Source organism: Legionella sp. MW5194 (assembly GCF_016864235.1).
Lineage (GTDB): Bacteria > Pseudomonadota > Gammaproteobacteria > Legionellales > Legionellaceae > Legionella_C.
In genome coordinates this window covers 2,865,207-2,882,500 of record NZ_CP045732.1, presented here as the reverse complement: position 1 = coordinate 2,882,500, position 17,294 = coordinate 2,865,207, and the positions used below count along the sequence as shown (strand labels likewise).

The following is a 17,294-nucleotide window of genomic DNA, read 5'->3' as shown; positions in this document are numbered from 1 at the left end:
GTTCTGTAAGCTGATGAAGGTTCATTGAGAAGTGGGCTGGAGGTATCAGAAGTGCGAATGCTGACATGAGTAACGATAATGAGGGTGAAAAACCCTCACGCCGGAAGTCCCAGGTTTCCTGCACGACGTTAATCGGAGCAGGGTGAGTCGGCCCCTAAGGCGAGGCTGAAAGGCGTAGTCGATGGGAACCAGGTTAATATTCCTGGACTTTCTATAAGTGGTGATGTGGGGACGAAGAAGGCTAGGTGAGCCGGGCGTTGGTTGTCCCGGTACTTGCACGTAGGTGGAGAGACTTGGCAAATCCGGTCTCTTGTTAACACGGAGGTGCGAAGTGGTTCTGACCCTTCGGGGTACAGAGAAGTCATTGATGCCAGGCTTCCAGGAAAAGCTGCTAGCCATAACTTATAGGAAACCGTACCGCAAACCGACACAGGTGGACAGGTAGAGAATACTAAGGCGCTTGAGAGAACTCGGGTGAAGGAACTAGGCAAAATGGTACCGTAACTTCGGGAGAAGGTACGCCCTTGATGGTTAGTTGCCTGCGCAACAAAGCTGTTGAGGGCCGCAGAGACCAGGTGGCTGCGACTGTTTATTAAAAACACAGCACTCTGCAAATTCGTAAGAAGACGTATAGGGTGTGACGCCTGCCCGGTGCCGGAAGGTTAATTGATGGGGTTATCTTCGGAGAAGCTCTTGATCGAAGCCCCGGTAAACGGCGGCCGTAACTATAACGGTCCTAAGGTAGCGAAATTCCTTGTCGGGTAAGTTCCGACCTGCACGAATGGCGTAACGATGGCCACACTGTCTCCACCCGAGACTCAGTGAAATTGAAATCGCTGTGAAGATGCAGTGTACCCGCGGCTAGACGGAAAGACCCCGTGAACCTTTACTATAGTTTTGCACTGGATTTTGATGATAACTGTGTAGGATAGGTGGGAGGCTAAGAAGTGCGGACGCCAGTTCGCATGGAGCCGACCTTGAAATACCACCCTGTTATTATTGAGGTTCTAACTTGGTCCAGTAATCCTGGATGAGGACAGTGTATGATGGGTAGTTTGACTGGGGCGGTCTCCTCCCAAAGAGTAACGGAGGAGCACAAAGGTACCCTCGGTACGGTCGGACATCGTACCAAGAGTGTAAAGGCAAAAGGGTGCTTGACTGCGAGAGTGACGGCTCGAGCAGGTACGAAAGTAGGTCTTAGTGATCCGGTGGTTCTGTATGGAAGGGCCATCGCTCAACGGATAAAAGGTACTCCGGGGATAACAGGCTGATACCGCCCAAGAGTTCATATCGACGGCGGTGTTTGGCACCTCGATGTCGGCTCATCACATCCTGGGGCTGAAGCAGGTCCCAAGGGTATGGCTGTTCGCCATTTAAAGTGGTACGCGAGCTGGGTTTAGAACGTCGTGAGACAGTTCGGTCCCTATCTGCCGTGGGCGTAGGAAAATTGAGAGGAGCTGCTCCTAGTACGAGAGGACCGGAGTGGACGAACCTCTGGTGTACCGGTTGTCACGCCAGTGGCATTGCCGGGTAGCTAAGTTCGGACGGGATAACCGCTGAAAGCATCTAAGCGGGAAGCCTCCCTCAAGATGAGTTTTCCCATGAAGCCCGTTGAAGACTACGACGTTGATAGGCGAGGTGTGGAAGCGCAGTAATGCGTGAAGCTAACTCGTACTAATTGGCTGATTGTCTTGACCATATAACCTGATGCGCTTCAGGTTATGTGGATAACATGAATGTGACTCTATTTTTTACCGGCCTCATGGCCATCTCCGTTAACACAGAGACAACCATGACGCTTAAATCGTTTTCCTGGCGACCATAGCAGTTTGGAACCACCTGAATCCATCTCGAACTCAGAAGTGAAACAGACTCGCGCCGATGATAGTGTGAGGCTTCCTCATGTGAAAGTAGGTCATCGCCAGGGCTTTATTGTGAAGCGGCTCAGTGGATACTGAGCCGTTTTTTTTTGCGTAAAATTTGCTGAAATCATTACAGACCTGCGCTTGGTTTACCCCAGTGTTTCTGCCGCGTCTTGGTACCCTCAGGTAACCCTTAGGCCTGGCCTTAAGACACGACCAGCCGGCTTTCAATTGCTTGCCCGCCTGCGCAGGCAGGACAGAACAGGATAAGAGCGCGGATTGGCAAGCCAACATGGCACCCAATGCGGCCCTGCCCGCGAAGGCGCGAAATCATCCATCCAGTAAATCCCATGTTTCTACACCTAAGTGGAATGACAATAGGCAATTCTATGCTTGCTGTCCTTAAAGACCATTGACTACAACTAAATCCCATACCCCACATTCCTAACACTAGTCATTTCTTGGCAAGCACTAACTTACTCCAATGTATTTGCGTAAAGCATAGGTAACTTTCTTTGTAAATGGGTTAGCGACACCCCGGCTTAGGTATCATCAGCCTATCCGGTTTGTACCTTAAATGATTTTCTGGAAAGACACATTCGGATAATAACTTCGCCTTTGAGTATTTTTTAACTCGTAAATGAGTTTCATTTACGATAGAATGGAGAACCCTATTTTGGGAAGCAGGGTAGTATGTTAGTAAGTCGTATACATGAGTTCCTCACTCTATTTTCTAATAAAGAGCAAGCAATACATCCGAGCGATGCAGTTCTCATTGATGAAATGAGGGTGAAATATTCCAATTTATCACCTGATTCTGTTCTCAACGAGCAAGACATCAATGCTCTCTTAGCCTGTTACATCAAACGATGGGAGGAGATTGTTGATAGCAATGCGGATTATACATTTAATGCCTCGGGTGTAAATCAGCCTTGGGTTGATCTCGCTCAGGATTTAGGACGAGAACTGAAAAAAAGTTATCTCGAAGTGTTAATGCCCGTGTCCAAATTCGATCCGGATAGCTTTTCCAAAATCTCATCCTACTCACCCAGTTCACTTTTTTTAGGTGACGATGATAAAACCTGGCACAGCGTTGAAGCCCTGATTAAACAGTTGAAATTAACAGGCATGATGGCAATCCATGATATCCCCAAAGACATCAGCCCTCGAATTTTATCAATAAAAGAAATGCATCGTTTGCAGAGTAAAACAGGCGACGGGTTGTCGTTTAATTTGGGTAACATGCAATATGATAGCTTTTGGAGTTACTTACTTAAAGAAATTGCACCTGACTGGAAGAAATCAGAAGACTACTCTCCTCAATTGCTTATGGCTTTGTTGGATGTGCTCAATGCCGTGCAGGAGAACGATCGTAAGGAACTTCGTTTTGCGTTACTCAATTTACAAGGCGAAATTAATAATTGCACCTTGAAACAAGCCAGTAATTTTTATGGACTTAAGTTCAACTATCAGGATAAACCCATCTACCTTTTCGAAATTCTGGTTTCTTGCTGGAAAAACGAGGCAGACATTGAAGACAAACTTGCACCCGTGGCGCAATGGTTGTCAGTTAAAAACCCTGCATTTGTCTCCACAAGCCCTGCGTTTAGTAAAAGCTATGAGGCGATAAATGCGGGCCCATTCCTTACCCTTACTGATCTGGAGGAGCTGCTTAATCAACTGGATTGCCGCCCTTACTCTCATCTCAATGTTACATTACAACAAATCAAAGAGACATTGAAAAGAAAATCAACCCTTGATGATGAGGTTCTGGAACACATCGCTGCGCTTTATAAGTCAAGATGGAATAGCATTATTGACACGCCTAACGATTACCTGCGATTAACGACCGACGTGAATAAGGGATGGATTACACTGGCCCAGAGGTTGGCAGGCGCGGGACTTATCAACCGCAATTATTATCGCATCCTGATTCCTACCCTATCCCATGACAATGATCCTGTGACAGCGGCTTCATTAATGGCTTATCCCTTGACGTCATTCATCCTGGCTGATAACGGCACTCAATTGATATTGTTGACCAATTGTGTCAATCACCATAAAACGCATGGCACTTTTTACAATTGTAATCCGGAAGTCCCCGTACTCTTTACGCTTAAAGAAGAGCAACGTCTGAAATTCACTAAATTTTATGATGATTATCTGCGCGCTGAAGAAGGTAAATCGGTACCCGCCATTCAAAAAAGTACCGTGGAGGCCTTAGCCAGACTGGTTAATACCGCGTTGTATCCGAGCGGGTTAATTTATGGTAAGGAATATACCCCTAAAGAATCGGTTGAGGCTGAAATAGCCTATGGTGAATTCAGCGAGTTTGTGAGAAAACTGCCAGAGGATGAGCGCGAGCGATTGTATCAACAAAAAATCACCTGGCGCCAGGATCGGTTCACAGTAGCTAAAATCCTGTTTGATATTCAAACGGGCAAAAGCCATGAAGATTCGGCTCGTGAATGTGTCGCCGTGTATACGAAACACCTGGCGAAACTGGTCTGTGATTATAATCCGCAGGCTGAACTAAAAAAATTCAATGAATTAAAGCACATGCGCGCCTTCTCCGCACGCAGGGTTTATCGAAGTTATGATGGCATTGATGAGGAAGAGGCGACACGACGCGTTCTGATTATTATGGTCTCGTTGATGACTCATCAATTTAATTGTGTCTTAGCCGGACGGTATAATTTATCATTATGGGATTGCAGCAATTTTGTCACCAAAACAGGCAGTGAATTGTTTGCTGCTGTAGAAGAAGCGCTTAAAAATGGCACGAATAACATGCGTTTTGTTTATGCGTCCATCATGGAGAATATCATTATCCCTGCTCTGCAGGATGAGAGGATGAGGACTGCCATATTGCGTTCTGCTGATACCAATGAATGGCTGCAAAGTGTTAAAAATGGCTCGTTGTTCGATAGCAATCTGACTGCGTTTGATCCGAAAATTCTGGTGGTTGTGTTATCGGATCTGGCCATTCAAAAGCCGGAATTAAGAAAACACGTCGAAAATTTTATTGAAGAAGCATTACACACCTTAACTCAGGATCAAAACAGTTACCAAATCTGGATCCGGGTGAATATCAAATTTGTCGAATTGTTGACCCGCTTGGGAACACAAAAAGAAGATGTTTTAAAAAAGTTACGCGCTTACAAAATGGAGTCACCCCAACTGTTTTATGAAAAAGTGTTCGACTTTTTACTCCACCGCTGTGTTTATCAGAAACTTAAAAACCAGCATGGTGGGTTTTTCACGCCCGATGTTGAACATGGCATTCAATCCATCAAAAGCAAATTGGGTGAAGTGAAATTCAATAATTTAGACGATTTGCCATTCACCGGCGTGTTGAAGAAATTCAGCGAGGTCATCAACTCGAATACCGAAACGTCTCAACACCGGACGTTTTTAAATGAGTACATCGAGAAAAAATTAACTGTTGAAATTCCCGAAAAACCAGCTCACTCGCTCGCATTGTATACCTAATAAGAGGCAGGCAAACGCTGATTGATGAGTTTCATCAGGCTCTCATAACGGCGATGAAGGCGGTTGTCCTGACTGCTTGCCGCCACGATGGCGCACCCTGGTGCATCCATGTGATTGCAATTTCTGAATTTACAGGAGGTAGTGAGTTCACGAAATTCCCTGAAACCGTAAACAATGTCAATCACCGGCATTTGCCACAAACTGAATTCCCTTACGCCCGGCGAATCAATTAAATCCCCCCCATGCGGCAAGTGATAAAGGCGTGAGTTGCTGGTGGTATGGCAGCCTAATTCGGAGATTAAGGAAATCTCGGCCGTTTGAATGTTGTTCTCCTCCGGTAAAATTTGGGAAATGATTGACGATTTGCCAACGCCGGATTGTCCCACAAAAACACTGGTCTCATTAGCCAGTAGCGATTCAAGGCATTCATAACCCAGGTTTTGTTCGCGGCTGATAAACAAAACGGGATAATCCAGAGGGACATAAGTCGCGAGGAACTGTTCTTTTAATGTATCGCAGGGCAAGTCCACTTTATTAAGAAGAATGCAGACTTTCAATTTCAGGTGTTCCGCCATCACGAGGTAGCTGTCAAGCAGTGGCCAGTTTAATTCCGGCTTCACCGCGGCAACCACCATCAATTGCGTGATATTGGCGGCTACTGCACGCGGCATGCCACGTTTGTCCGGGCGTTCGAGAACGGTTTTTCGGGGGTAGCAGCTCACTACAACGCCCTGAGCAGTCCCCTGGGTTTGCCAGATGACCCGATCGCCTGCTACGAGCGACTCGATATTCGGTCGGATGGAGCAATGCACACGCCGCCCATCCGTGGTTTCGACTTCGGCATGGCGGCTAAATCGCGTTAAAACGAGACCGTCTTCATTGTTTGACAAGTCATTGGTGACATCAAGACGGTAGCTGGCCTGTATTTTCTGGATGCGGGCGCTTTGTTGTTTATTGATTCGTCTTTTACTCATAATCAATGAAGTCTATAATGGCTGAAACTGCAGTATGATGGCAAATTGAAAGGAAAGACAGTATTGCATCCCTGTATTGCTGCCTTACCTGAGCAATGAGCACGTCTCATGTTCCCGTTAATATGCCAAATTTTTGCCTTATTGACTTTTTATTGGTAGATTCCCATAAAGCAAGTGTATGAAAATAATCGCCCGTTTTCAAAAAAAAAGACAGTCTTTAAGAAAAGGTAGAGTATGAAAGTGTATCTGGTGGGCGGCGCTGTTCGTGATCGACTGCTTGGTTACCCGGTCAAAGAACAGGATTGGGTGGTTGTTGGCGGTACGCCTGAACAATTATTACAGCAAGGTTATCAACAGGTCGGCAAGGATTTCCCGGTTTTTCTGCATCCTGAAACACGGGAGGAGTATGCGTTGGCACGCACGGAGCGGAAAAAAGGGCCGGGTTATTACGGTTTTGATTGCCAGTACGATGTTAATGTGACGCTGGAAGAGGATTTGATGCGGCGCGATTTGACTATAAATGCCATGGCCATGGACGACCAGGGGCGACTGATTGATCCTTACCACGGGGCCAAGGATTTACAGGGCAAATGGTTAAGGCATGTGTCACCTGCGTTTGCTGAAGATCCTGTGCGTGTATTACGCGTAGCACGGTTTGCCGCACGGTATGCGCATTTAGGTTTTCGAGTGGCGGATGAAACCCGCCTGCTGATGTATAAGATGGTTAACAATGGCGAGTTGCATCATTTGGTCGCCGAGCGCGTCTGGCAGGAGCTGCAGAGGGCTTTGTCGGAAAAGAATCCGGACGTGTTCATCATGACCTTGCGATCCTGCGGCGCTCTGCCGGTGATATTACCCGAAATTCACGCCTTGTTTGGTGTGCCCAACACACGCCGCTACCATCCCGAAGTCGACAGCGGCATCCATACGTTGATGGTTTTACAGGCGGCTGTTGAATTGACCGATGACACCACGTCCCGTTTTGCCGCGTTGGTGCATGATTTGGGTAAAGCCCTAACACCGATGCGCCAATGGCCAAAACATCACGGTCATGAAGAACGCGGTGTGAGTGTGATAGAATCCTTGTGTCATCGTCTGCGTGTTCCGGCTGAATACCGTAAACTGGCTGTGCTGGTTTCGCGCTTTCATTTACTCATCCATCGGGTGGAAGAGCTACGACCTCAGACCATTGTCAAAGTGCTGGAGCGAACCGATGCTTTTCGCCGGCCGCAGCAATTTGAAAAATTGTTAACCGTTTGCGAAGCAGATTCTCTGGGAAAGGGAAAAAATCGCTACGGACAAAGCGCTTTTTGGCGGGCTATGTACGCTGTCTGCAATCAGATTTCTGCACAGGCTCTGCTGAACGAAGGCTATCAGGGCGCTGCCATCAAGGATGAGTTGAGCAAGCGCCGTGCGGCAGCCATTAAATCGGATCTTGATTCGTGGGAAAACTATGAAAAACAACAATAACTTAATCTGGCTTGATTTGGAGATGACGGGACTTGATCCCGAAGGCGACCGAATTATCGAAATTGCAACCATCGTGACCGACTCACAGCTTACTATCCTGGCCGAAGGCCCGGTTATCGCTGTTCATCAAAGCGACGCGGTGCTGTCAGGGATGGATGACTGGAATACCCGGCAACACAACCAGTCCGGCCTGGTGAAACGGGTTCAGGAGTCAACGGTCAATGAAGCCCAGGCAGAACAAATGACCATTGATTTTTTAAAGCAATACCTGGACAAAGGCAAATCACCCATGTGCGGCAACAGCATTTGCCAGGATAGGCGTTTTCTTTACAAGTACATGCCGGAACTTGCGGCTTTCTTCCATTATCGCAATCTGGATGTTAGCACGCTCAAAGAACTGGTGAAGCGCTGGCGGCCGCAATTAATGAATGGCGTCATCAAAGAATCCAAACATCTTGCTCTGGATGACATCAAGGATTCCATCGCTGAATTGGTTTATTACCGTGAACACTTTATTAACAGGGGGGAAAGCACATCATGATTGAACGTGAACAACTGGTTCTTCCCAATGGCGCAGACAAATTGCTGCTGCATTCCTGCTGTGCACCCTGCTCCGGGGAAGTCATGGAAGCCCTGCTTCATTCAGGCATCGACTTTTCCATCTTTTTTTATAACCCAAACATTCATCCGGTGCAGGAATATGAAATCCGAAAGCAGGAAAACATCGCCTTTGCCAAAAAACATGCTATTCCTTTTATTGATGCGGATTATGACAAGGACAACTGGTTTGCCCGCGTAAAGGGGCTTGAGTGGGAGCCTGAGCGTGGGAAACGCTGTACGGCCTGTTTTGACATGCGTTTTGAGCGCACGGCGCTGTATGCGCATGAACACGGTTTTCCCGTCATCAGCAGCTCACTGGGTATTTCGCGCTGGAAGGACATGAATCAGATTAATGACGCCGGCACCCGCGCAGCAAGCCGATATCCCCACATCGAATACTGGACTTACAATTGGCGTAAAAACGGCGGCGCGGCGCGCATGTATGAAATTGCCAAGCGCGAAAATTTTTACAAGCAGGAATATTGCGGCTGCGTTTATTCGTTGCGTGATACGAACAATTGGCGTAAACAAAACGAGCGTGATCGGATTAAAATTGGTATTAATTATTACAGCAATGAACTGGATTCATCGGAGTCCAGCTCAGTCGAGCAATAGGACAGCGCATGGGGAATCACCACCATCATCATTCCGGCGAAGGTCATGCCCATGAGCATCATCATGGGCCCGCTGAATTTAATCGAGCCTTCCTGATCTCCATTATCGCCAATGGCGTGTTTGTGATCATTCAGGTTTTGTATGCTTACTGGGCTAATTCCACCAGCCTGCTCGCGGATGCCATTCACAATCTTGGGGATGTGCTCAGTTTGATCCTGGCCTGGATAGCCAATGGGTTGCTCAAACGGCTGCCAACAGAACACACGACCTACGGGATGAAGAAAACCTCCATTCTCGCCGCGTTGGCGAACGGGGTTTTGCTGGTGTTTTCCTGCGGTATTATTGCGACGGAAGCCATGTATAAATTGTTCTCTCCCTCCGACATCGAAGCTTTGTCTGTCATGATGGTGGCAGGCCTGGGTATCGTCGTTAACGGCACAACGGCTGCCTTGTTCATTCGTGGCAGTGATGACTTGAATATTCGCGGTGCCTACCTGCATTTGTTTTATGATGCGCTGATTTCTGTCGGAGTGGTGATTTCGGCCGCATTAATGTACTGGACCCAGTGGTTGTGGATTGACCCGCTGGTCGGTTTACTGATTGCCTTTATTATTCTCAAAGGAACCTGGATGCTGTTTACTGACAGCTTCCGTCTGATCATCGACGCGGTTCCGCGTGGGATTTCCTGGATGGCGGTACAGCAATTGCTACAGGCGGAAAAAGGCGTGGAGCAGGTGCATGATTTACACATTTGGGCGTTAAGCACCAAGGAGAATGCCTTGTCGGTGCACTTATGGATGCCGGAGCAGGAATTAAGCGATGATGCCCGTTTGCGGTTAGTCAGACAGCTTAAGGAGGAGCATAATATTCACCATTCGACCATTCAGGTAGAAAAAAGCCTGGCTTATTGCGATGACGCTTGTGCGGGGGCTAATAAACCCTGTTCCAATTAACGATTCAGCAAGGCTTTTCGTTGTTGCCAATCCGGAAGAAACTGGTTCATAAAGCCATGGAAGCGATGATTATGGCTTGCTTCCAGCAAATGAACCAGTTCATGCACTACCACGTATTCAAGACAAGCGAGGGGTTTTTCAGCCAGCATCAGGCTGAACCAAACGCGTGCGGTGCGAGTATTGCAACTGCCCCAGCGGGTTTTCATTTTTTTAATGCCAACGGCATTGGCTTTAACCCCAATCCTTTTTTCCCAGCGAGGGATGAGTTCATTCAGCTGCTGTCGAAGTTGTTCACGATACCACCCCTCGACCAGCGACGCTTTAGCCTCATTAGACACTTCGGCTGCGATGTTTAAGCACAAGAATTGCCCATTGAGCGAGCAAAATGGGCGTTTCGAGGTCGGTTTAATCATAAAAATGTACGGCTGGCCAAAAAGGCAATGGATTTCCCCGTCATTGTAATGTCGCGGTGCGGGTGGTACCCGGGATAAAAAGCGTTGACGGCTTTGCTCAATCCAATCCTGTTTGGCGATAATAAATTGCTCAATGGTCTTTTGATTCATGCGCAATGGCGCACTAACCTGAATGCGTCCATCCGGGGGGTAGACACGCAGGTGTAAATTTTTAATGGGTTTGCGGACCAATTCACAATGCAGGCCGCGAATTTCAAAAACGGAATGAACCACGTGCTGAAACAGTCAGGTAAATAAAAAAGAGATTACCACCAATCCTCAAAAAAAGCCGCTTGATTTTGGCATATTCCTACGCAAACAGGCTTGTATTTTATAAAGTCCGGTTTACCATAGACTATTACATTACTTTATTGTGAGGATCACATGAAGATTGAGTTAAAAGCCGATACCCCCCTTGACGAACAAATTAAACATTTTTTTATGAATCCGACTCAAGGGGAAAAGAAAGAGGAAGGATCTGACAAGACGCTGGATTTGGCTGGTTCGAAACTTGGAAAGAGAACCATTTCGGAATTAGTTGCCATGGTGGAAGCCATCAAGCAGTATGCACCAGGCATTGAATCCGTCGATTTATCGCACAATGGTCTGAGTTTTCTGAAAGCGGATCTGGCCCAGTTGATTGCGGCATTTAAAGATTCCAACATTAAAAAATTGATTTTATGTGTCAACAATTTAGGCGCAAACAAGGCGGAAGATTTACTGGCAATCGCCAACGCCTTAGCCCAAAGCGGACTGTTGATGTTTGATCTGGCCAATAATTCGCTGCAAAAAATGGATTTACACACGCTTGAGCAATTCTTAAAACAACTCAATACGCCAAAGCTCGAAAGCGTGAGATTGGATGATTCGAGTCTGTCTGGTCTAACCGGGGCAGACAAAGTCGCCCAGATGCTTTTTGAAACGCTGGGCCAAAAAGTGAAATTTGAGGCTGACGAGCAAAAAGAATTAAGTTTTATGGGGAGGGTAAAGCAACGTTACGAAGCACTGGTGAAGGGGGAGTACCCCAATCACAATCCCTATTCTTTTTACCAGAATCAATCGAAAAAGACTGAGAACAGCTCGCCTGTCGGCCAAAGTAACCGCTTTGTATAAGCCTGCACCCCGAAAAGGGGTGTTATGGAATGGCGAAAAAAAAGGAGAATCAAGTGGATAAATCAGCCCTCATCATTCGCAATGTGTCTGCGCTGACGGACTCGGAAGTCGCGTCGATCATTGCCTTATGCCAGTTTAAAAAACCGCTGGTCATTAACGACGCTTCACCCGCGAAATTGAAAGAATTTCAGACCAAGCTGAATAACAATGAAGCCATTCCTGCCAGTCTGCTGCGGGAAACGAGTGTCAGGGATTTTGTTTACGCCTCCGCTCGTCAAAACACTGGGGATCATTTGATTCTGCATCTGGATCACAACAAGGAGGATGCAGAAGCCTATATTTTAGGTAAATTGGAGGACTATGAGCAAAATCGCCATGTCAGTGTTTTTTATTTGGGCGGCGGTCACGGCGGCGGGTTTAATGGTCAGGTGGATGAAGAGACAAGTGGCCTTAAGAAAAAAACCGTTCAGGCTATCATTGCCAAACTGGAAGACAAAGGCATGAATACGGGGGCTGCCATTTTTGGTTCCTGTTACAGTGCGGCCTTTACCAATGAATTCCGCGATTTTCTGTTAGATGACGGCATCATGCTCGCCGATTCCGTGGAGTGCGGCCACAACGGATTCGATAACCTGGTTCGCTGGCGGCAGCATGCGGACAATATTCCCTTTTTTAGCGTCGAGGAAATTCAGGCCTTTAAGGTCAAGCCCAGCGACATGCGCACCAAATTTAACGAGTTGGTGGGCATGAACGAGGCCCTGGCTAAACAGCACCTGGTGGAAGCCTATGCGCGTCATTCCCAGCAAAATGCGGCCAACCTGACTTATCAGGGTGTGAAATTAGTCCTGGATCAAAACAGCCAGTTGGCCGATACGGTAAAAAATCTTCGCACCGACCTGCTGGATCAACAAATTCTCGCCTGCAGCACCGAACTGCAGGCTCTGGGGCCTAATCCTGCCCTGGCGGATGTGCAGGAGGCGCTTGGCCATTATCCCTGGGTCAATGCCTACGTGCAGCACGCGATCGAAGCCTGTGCCTACCGGGATAAGACGGATGCATTTGTCGCCGCATTGACGAAAGAAATTACTCTTTATGAGACGCAACATAACCCGGGGGCTGATGATGATATTTCGGGTGCACTATTGACGCATTTGCAAACCAAATTTCCCGCCGCACCCGAGAAGAATTTTTTTAAAATATTTGACGATTACGCTAAAAACATAGCTTTAAGTGAAAAATTAGCGGAATTTAAGGAAGCGGCCAATGGGTTCAAACACTACCTTGATACGCAGTACAATCCCGATTACGGTGCCCATGTTCCGGTCCATGCTTCGACAAGCGATTTGTACAGGCAAGTCGTTGTGTCCATGCAAAAGGAAACCGTCACCAGTAAGGTATTAAGCAGCAATGACGACTCGCAATTGATGGAGCTTGATCTCACGACCGGAAAACCCCTGCACACCTGCGATGATGCCTACGATCGGGTAAAAAAAGTCATCAATATTATCGGCAAGAACCAAGCCATCAATCTGGTGGTTGAGCACTCCGTCGACACCTTTAACCAGTCCAGTATCATGAGTGAGTTCAATGAAAGTTTTGCTACCGCCATGCTTGAATCGGCACGTATACTGAAAGCGGCGCGTGAAGCCCAGGTTATTGTGGCTAGGCCTTTGCCAATAGACAGTGATGCGGTTGACCATTTGCATGCCCTGAAAGATCAGCTGGGGAAAATAAAGGACGATGCCAATGCCGTCGTGGAGCAGCACGACAGCGATGATGATGAGCATTTCAGCGTTTAATGCGGATAGAATCGTGACCTGGCAGGAAATCACGCTGCCAGGGTCTCTTCTTAAAAAAATCCAATATGTATAATTGTTGGCTTATATGGTATTATTTGGTCATTTTGGCATTGATCTCTGATTTAAAGCAGTGCAGTCGATTAACCTAACACGAGCGGATGAATAGATTGTTTTTTAAAAAAACCTTATTAATGATGGGCTTACTGTTGTGTTTAACGACCAAAATCACTCAGGCTCAGCGTGCGGTGGCGATTACTATCGATGATCTTCCTTTTGTCGGTGAAAGCAAAAATTTCCATCTTAATAAAATCATTGAAACATTAACGGCGAATGGTGTGCCTGTGACAGGGTTTGTTATTGCCAGCGAAGTCACCGAGGGCAACATGCCCATGCTCAAGAAGTTTCGCGATTCAGGATTTGGCGTCGGTAACCACACGCTGACCCATGCTAATCTTAATCGCATGGACACCCAGGCCTACATCGACGAGATCAAACAGGCCGATGACATTTTAAAGCCGGTGTTAACCCGCCCTAAATATTTCCGCTTTCCTTACCTGGTGGTGGGGCAGGGTGAAAAAAAAGAACGTGTGATGAATTACCTCGCTAAAAAACATTACCATGTGGCTCCGATCACGATCGACAGCCGTGATTTTGTTTTTAACCAATTGTTAATGTCGGTTCCTGAAAAAGAGCGCCGCTTTTTTATGGGGGTGCTTAAACCCTGTTATATCGATTTTATCTGGGAGCAGACGCTCAAAGCCGAAGAACACAACCGGGTTATTCACAAACCGGATCAACCCCAGATTTTATTGATCCACGCCAACCTGCTGAATGCTTACGCCCTGCCGGATATTATTAACCTTTATCGTCAGAACGGTTATCACTTTGTGAGCCTCGATGACGCGCTGCATCCCGAGTCTGCCGGTAAAACCGGTTCCATTAAACGCCGGCTTAAGCAGTTTTATGATACTCAAATAGAAGAATTTATGGCCTGGGATTGATTATCCCCCCGGATAAGCGCATGTATGCCAGACGATCAAAAAATGTCAACTTATTGGTCATCCTTTTGTCATTGGCGAGGGCAGGATGCGGCCATGAAAGAACAACACCTGCTGAAATCGGCCCTGCTGCTGGTTGATTACCTGAAGGAGAAAGGCGTAGAGCCGTCGTTAATTGACACTCATTTAAACGAAGCGCCTTATGGTCTATTCAAAACGCTCGATCTATACAATGGCCGTTCTTTCGGCATGTTGTTATTCGCAAAATTACGGTTAAGCGATTACCTGCAAACACTCAAAGACACCACGGGTGCAGAAAGCCTGTGCTTAAAGCCCCTTGAAGCCATCATCACCAGGCTTTATGCCACGCCGCGAGAGAACCCGGCACAGGGCGCTTTCGAACTGATTGATCACTTAAACCGATGGTTAAGCCTGAAGCCTGAAGCCTACCAGGACAGGGATGAGGCAAGAAAATTATGCCTGGTCTTTTACCTGTTACTGAAACTGTTAACCGCGACCGTATCCAACCTGAGCACCCTGAATAGAACACTGGCTTCGCGTTTTATTCCATTACAAAACATCGCCAGTGAGGCGTTGAAATTATTGAAAACCGCTCATGAACTATGGCTACAGTTGGTCCCGCAGGGGGATCAAAAATCGCCTGTGCAGGAGGAAGTCCTGCTCCATCAGCAACCGCCGTGCTGGTTTCAGGCTTTCCAACAAAAATACCAGCCTGTTGCTCATCAAAAGAAAACGCATCAGGGCAAACTGGCCCAATTGCATGGTGTGATAAGCGAGGATTGCACCGCCCTTAAGACCCTTAAGCGTCTCCAACTCGAAAAGGCGCGTGTGAAAGCGGGGATGGAGCAGTTACGCACCCTGGAGTACTCACTCGCGAATCCAAAATTAACCTTGACCACCATTCTTTCGGATTATTCCGGCGCCTTTCAAATGGTGCTGGACCATGCTTCTGCTCAAATAAAAAAAGAATTACTGTGGTCCCGTGAAACGCCCAAAAGCCCCGCACCCTGGATGCCAGGCCTCCTTGTCTCGACCGCCAACTGGTTTTTTAAGCCGGCCGTGGAACCTGGTAAGCTCAAACTACAGCAGGCATTGCCGCTGGTGACGTTATCATTTGCTCAAACGATTAAAACGCTGGATGAAGCCATCGTCCATCAGATTATCAAGATTTTCCCTGATAATGCAGGCTATCAGGGCCTGTTACTTCGTGTGGTTGAGGACGGACTTACGGAATTGATTCACTACAATCAGGAATTACAGGCGCTCTGCCTGCTGGCCCAACGCGTGCTGCAACTGCATTCAACCCTTTATAAACTTCACCTGCCGCCGCAAAGTCAATTATTTCTGACTCTGGAAATGCCTGGAAAAGAAAAACAGGAAGAAGCCGTCATCCAATTGCTGAATTTTTTTACTGAGGGTGCAGACAGGGAAGCCATGGTGCCGCTTAAAAACCATTTAAAGGCCTTGTTTACCCGTTTGGAAATCGGCTTTGAGTTAGTAACCAAGGGCTTTTGCACCATCACAGCATGCAATGACTCAGAGATGCAGCTTTCTCCTTGAATTACGAAGCGGATGACGCTTTGCCAGGGCTATAATTTTAAATACAGCCCCTTGCAGCTTAGCCATGATGGATAAAAAAAGGTATTACAGGGCAGCGATCCGCTGGTTGCCTCAAGGCAGGGAAAATCCCCCCCTAATACAATACTTGCTTCTGGATGCAGAACTGGACTATTTAATTTTTCCAAAACAACGCCAGGTGCGTCATATCCAACAAACCCTTGTAGCTATTCTGGATGAGATGCAGGCCTTTTCCTCGACACAACACCCGCTTAAAGTGTATTTCAAATCGATTAATGTCCATTATGGCGGCCATCGCCGCGATTCGGCACGATTCCATTCGTTCCTAAGGAAACTGTTAACGCGTCGAGGCTTACTTACGCCGGATTCGCGCATGGCCTATTTACTCAAAAAAGACGACTTGAAGCGATTCAAGCAGGCGCTTTATTGGCTGGATATCGACACCAAAACACGAGGCTGCGCTTTTATTGCACATCTATGGGCCATTGCGTTGAAAGCCACTCGTTCCCGCATGGAACTGGCCATTCGCCAAATCTGGAAAGCACGTTATGGCATTCAGCGCATGTCCAGACACGATAAGGAACGCTTTGCCGAATTTTATGCCCACTTGCAATGAGGCCTGTTATCTGCCTGCTATTTGGATAAAAGGCAGCAATCGGTATAAAATACCAAGGTTGTTAATTTTATGTTAAGGATGTTTATGTTTTCCTTGTTTAAACGCGAAAAAGGAGCCCATGCCTCATCACCTGCCCAGCAGCCTTTTGTATCTCAAGGCGACATGCTGCATGCTTTGAATAAAGACGAAGAGAATGGGCTATGCGGACCTTTGACGAACATGGTAGCTGAAGAACATCTTCGTGGGGCAAAAAAAACCACTTTATTTGAACAAAGTAATGAAACGGTTTATTACAAAGCCGTTGAGGTAGAGGGGCATCAGGAGGCTATTCGCCAAATCGATCGAAGCAATGGCAAGCATTCCGCCTTTATTGATACTGAAACGCCATTTCTGGTCGACCAAATTCCGGCGTCCAAACTTAAAAACCTGACGCTTAATGATTTGGGCGAGCATAATCTGATTACCTTTCCCGTTGAAGGTGAAGCGAAAGGGAGCGATCCTTATCATCAAATTTATTTCAAACGCCAACAAAAGGATTGTGTTAAATTTGATGCAGAAGAACAGTATGGAGAAAAAAAGGGAAATTGCCAGGAATTGTTTGACGCGTTCAAGAAAAGCGTGAGTACTCAGCCTGATCCGTCGCGCCCGCCCAAAAATGTCATTGTCGCGCGAAGTGCCGGGTTTTTTCCTGCTGTCAGTGAATCCATTGTTAAACCCGTTGAGGTTGTCAAACCTCATTTTCAAGTATAAA

Annotated in this window: 13 protein-coding genes and 2 rRNA genes (1 of these 15 only partly in view); 13 read left to right on the top strand and 2 right to left on the bottom strand. The window is 47.1% G+C overall.

Annotated features, from left to right (window positions below):
• From GH742_RS13315 to GH742_RS13305, 3 genes are all read left to right on the top strand, one after another.
• Nucleotides 1-1,699 (top strand): 23S ribosomal RNA (locus tag GH742_RS13315); it begins 1,196 nt to the left of the window's first position.
• Nucleotides 1,700-1,811: 112 nt separating this feature from the next.
• Nucleotides 1,812-1,927: ribosomal RNA gene (gene rrf / locus GH742_RS13310) — 5S ribosomal RNA — on the top strand.
• A 628-nt stretch (nt 1,928-2,555) separates the two neighbouring features.
• Nucleotides 2,556-5,354, top strand: a complete 2,799-nt coding sequence (locus tag GH742_RS13305; protein WP_203455372.1) for a hypothetical protein — start codon at nt 2,556-2,558, stop codon at nt 5,352-5,354.
• Here the strand turns inward: GH742_RS13305 and rsgA are convergent.
• Nucleotides 5,351-6,328: a ribosome small subunit-dependent GTPase A gene (rsgA, locus tag GH742_RS13300; RefSeq protein ID WP_203455371.1), complete on the bottom strand. Its 978-nt coding sequence runs from the start codon at nt 6,326-6,328 to the stop codon at nt 5,351-5,353. The two genes, GH742_RS13305 and rsgA, sit on opposite strands and share 4 nt — an antisense overlap.
• 234 nt (nt 6,329-6,562) lie before the next feature.
• Here rsgA and GH742_RS13295 point away from each other — a divergent pair, with 234 nt between their 5' ends.
• The 4 genes from GH742_RS13295 to GH742_RS13280 are packed head-to-tail and all read left to right on the top strand — an operon-like array spanning nt 6,563 to nt 9,966.
• On the top strand, nt 6,563-7,798 hold the full coding sequence (locus tag GH742_RS13295) for a multifunctional CCA addition/repair protein (protein WP_203455370.1): 1,236 nt from the start codon (nt 6,563-6,565) through the stop codon (nt 7,796-7,798).
• A complete protein-coding gene (gene orn, locus GH742_RS13290) occupies nt 7,782-8,339 on the top strand; it encodes an oligoribonuclease (RefSeq protein ID WP_203455369.1) in 558 nt (185 codons plus the stop codon). The genes GH742_RS13295 and orn overlap by 17 nt, the downstream gene beginning before the upstream one ends.
• Entirely contained in the window at nt 8,336-9,013 is a 678-nt protein-coding gene (locus GH742_RS13285; protein ID WP_203455368.1) for an epoxyqueuosine reductase QueH, read from the top strand. Before orn ends, GH742_RS13285 begins: the two co-directional genes overlap by 4 nt.
• 8 nt (nt 9,014-9,021) lie before the next feature.
• Complete coding sequence (locus tag GH742_RS13280; RefSeq protein WP_203455367.1) at nt 9,022-9,966, top strand: cation diffusion facilitator family transporter; 945 nt, start codon at nt 9,022-9,024, stop codon at nt 9,964-9,966.
• Here the strand turns inward: GH742_RS13280 and GH742_RS13275 are convergent.
• On the bottom strand, nt 9,963-10,652 hold the full coding sequence (locus GH742_RS13275) for a M48 family metallopeptidase (protein ID WP_203455366.1): 690 nt from the start codon (nt 10,650-10,652) through the stop codon (nt 9,963-9,965). The two genes, GH742_RS13280 and GH742_RS13275, sit on opposite strands and share 4 nt — an antisense overlap.
• Nucleotides 10,653-10,802: 150 nt before the next feature.
• Between GH742_RS13275 and GH742_RS13270 the strand changes: the two genes are divergently transcribed.
• The 6 genes from GH742_RS13270 (at nt 10,803) to GH742_RS13245 (ending at nt 17,293) form a co-directional block, all read left to right on the top strand.
• A complete protein-coding gene (locus tag GH742_RS13270; RefSeq protein ID WP_203455365.1) occupies nt 10,803-11,531 on the top strand; it encodes a hypothetical protein in 729 nt (242 codons plus the stop codon).
• 29 nt (nt 11,532-11,560) lie between these two features.
• Nucleotides 11,561-13,330, top strand: coding sequence for a hypothetical protein (locus GH742_RS13265; RefSeq protein ID WP_203455364.1), 1,770 nt, complete (start codon nt 11,561-11,563; stop codon nt 13,328-13,330).
• Nucleotides 13,331-13,521: 191 nt separating this feature from the next.
• Nucleotides 13,522-14,331 carry a polysaccharide deacetylase family protein gene (locus GH742_RS13260; RefSeq protein WP_239005336.1) on the top strand — a complete coding sequence of 270 codons (810 nt, stop codon included), beginning with the start codon at nt 13,522-13,524 and terminating at the stop codon, nt 14,329-14,331.
• A gap of 93 nt (nt 14,332-14,424) precedes the next feature.
• Entirely contained in the window at nt 14,425-15,909 is a 1,485-nt protein-coding gene (locus GH742_RS13255) for a hypothetical protein (protein WP_203455362.1), read from the top strand.
• Nucleotides 15,910-15,973: 64 nt separating this feature from the next.
• Entirely contained in the window at nt 15,974-16,543 is a 570-nt protein-coding gene (locus GH742_RS13250) for a hypothetical protein (protein WP_239005223.1), read from the top strand.
• A gap of 84 nt (nt 16,544-16,627) precedes the next feature.
• The gene (locus GH742_RS13245; protein WP_203455361.1) at nt 16,628-17,293 is read left to right on the top strand and encodes a hypothetical protein; all 666 of its coding nucleotides are present in this window, start codon (nt 16,628-16,630) and stop codon (nt 17,291-17,293) included.
• Nucleotide 17,294 lies beyond the last annotated feature (1 nt).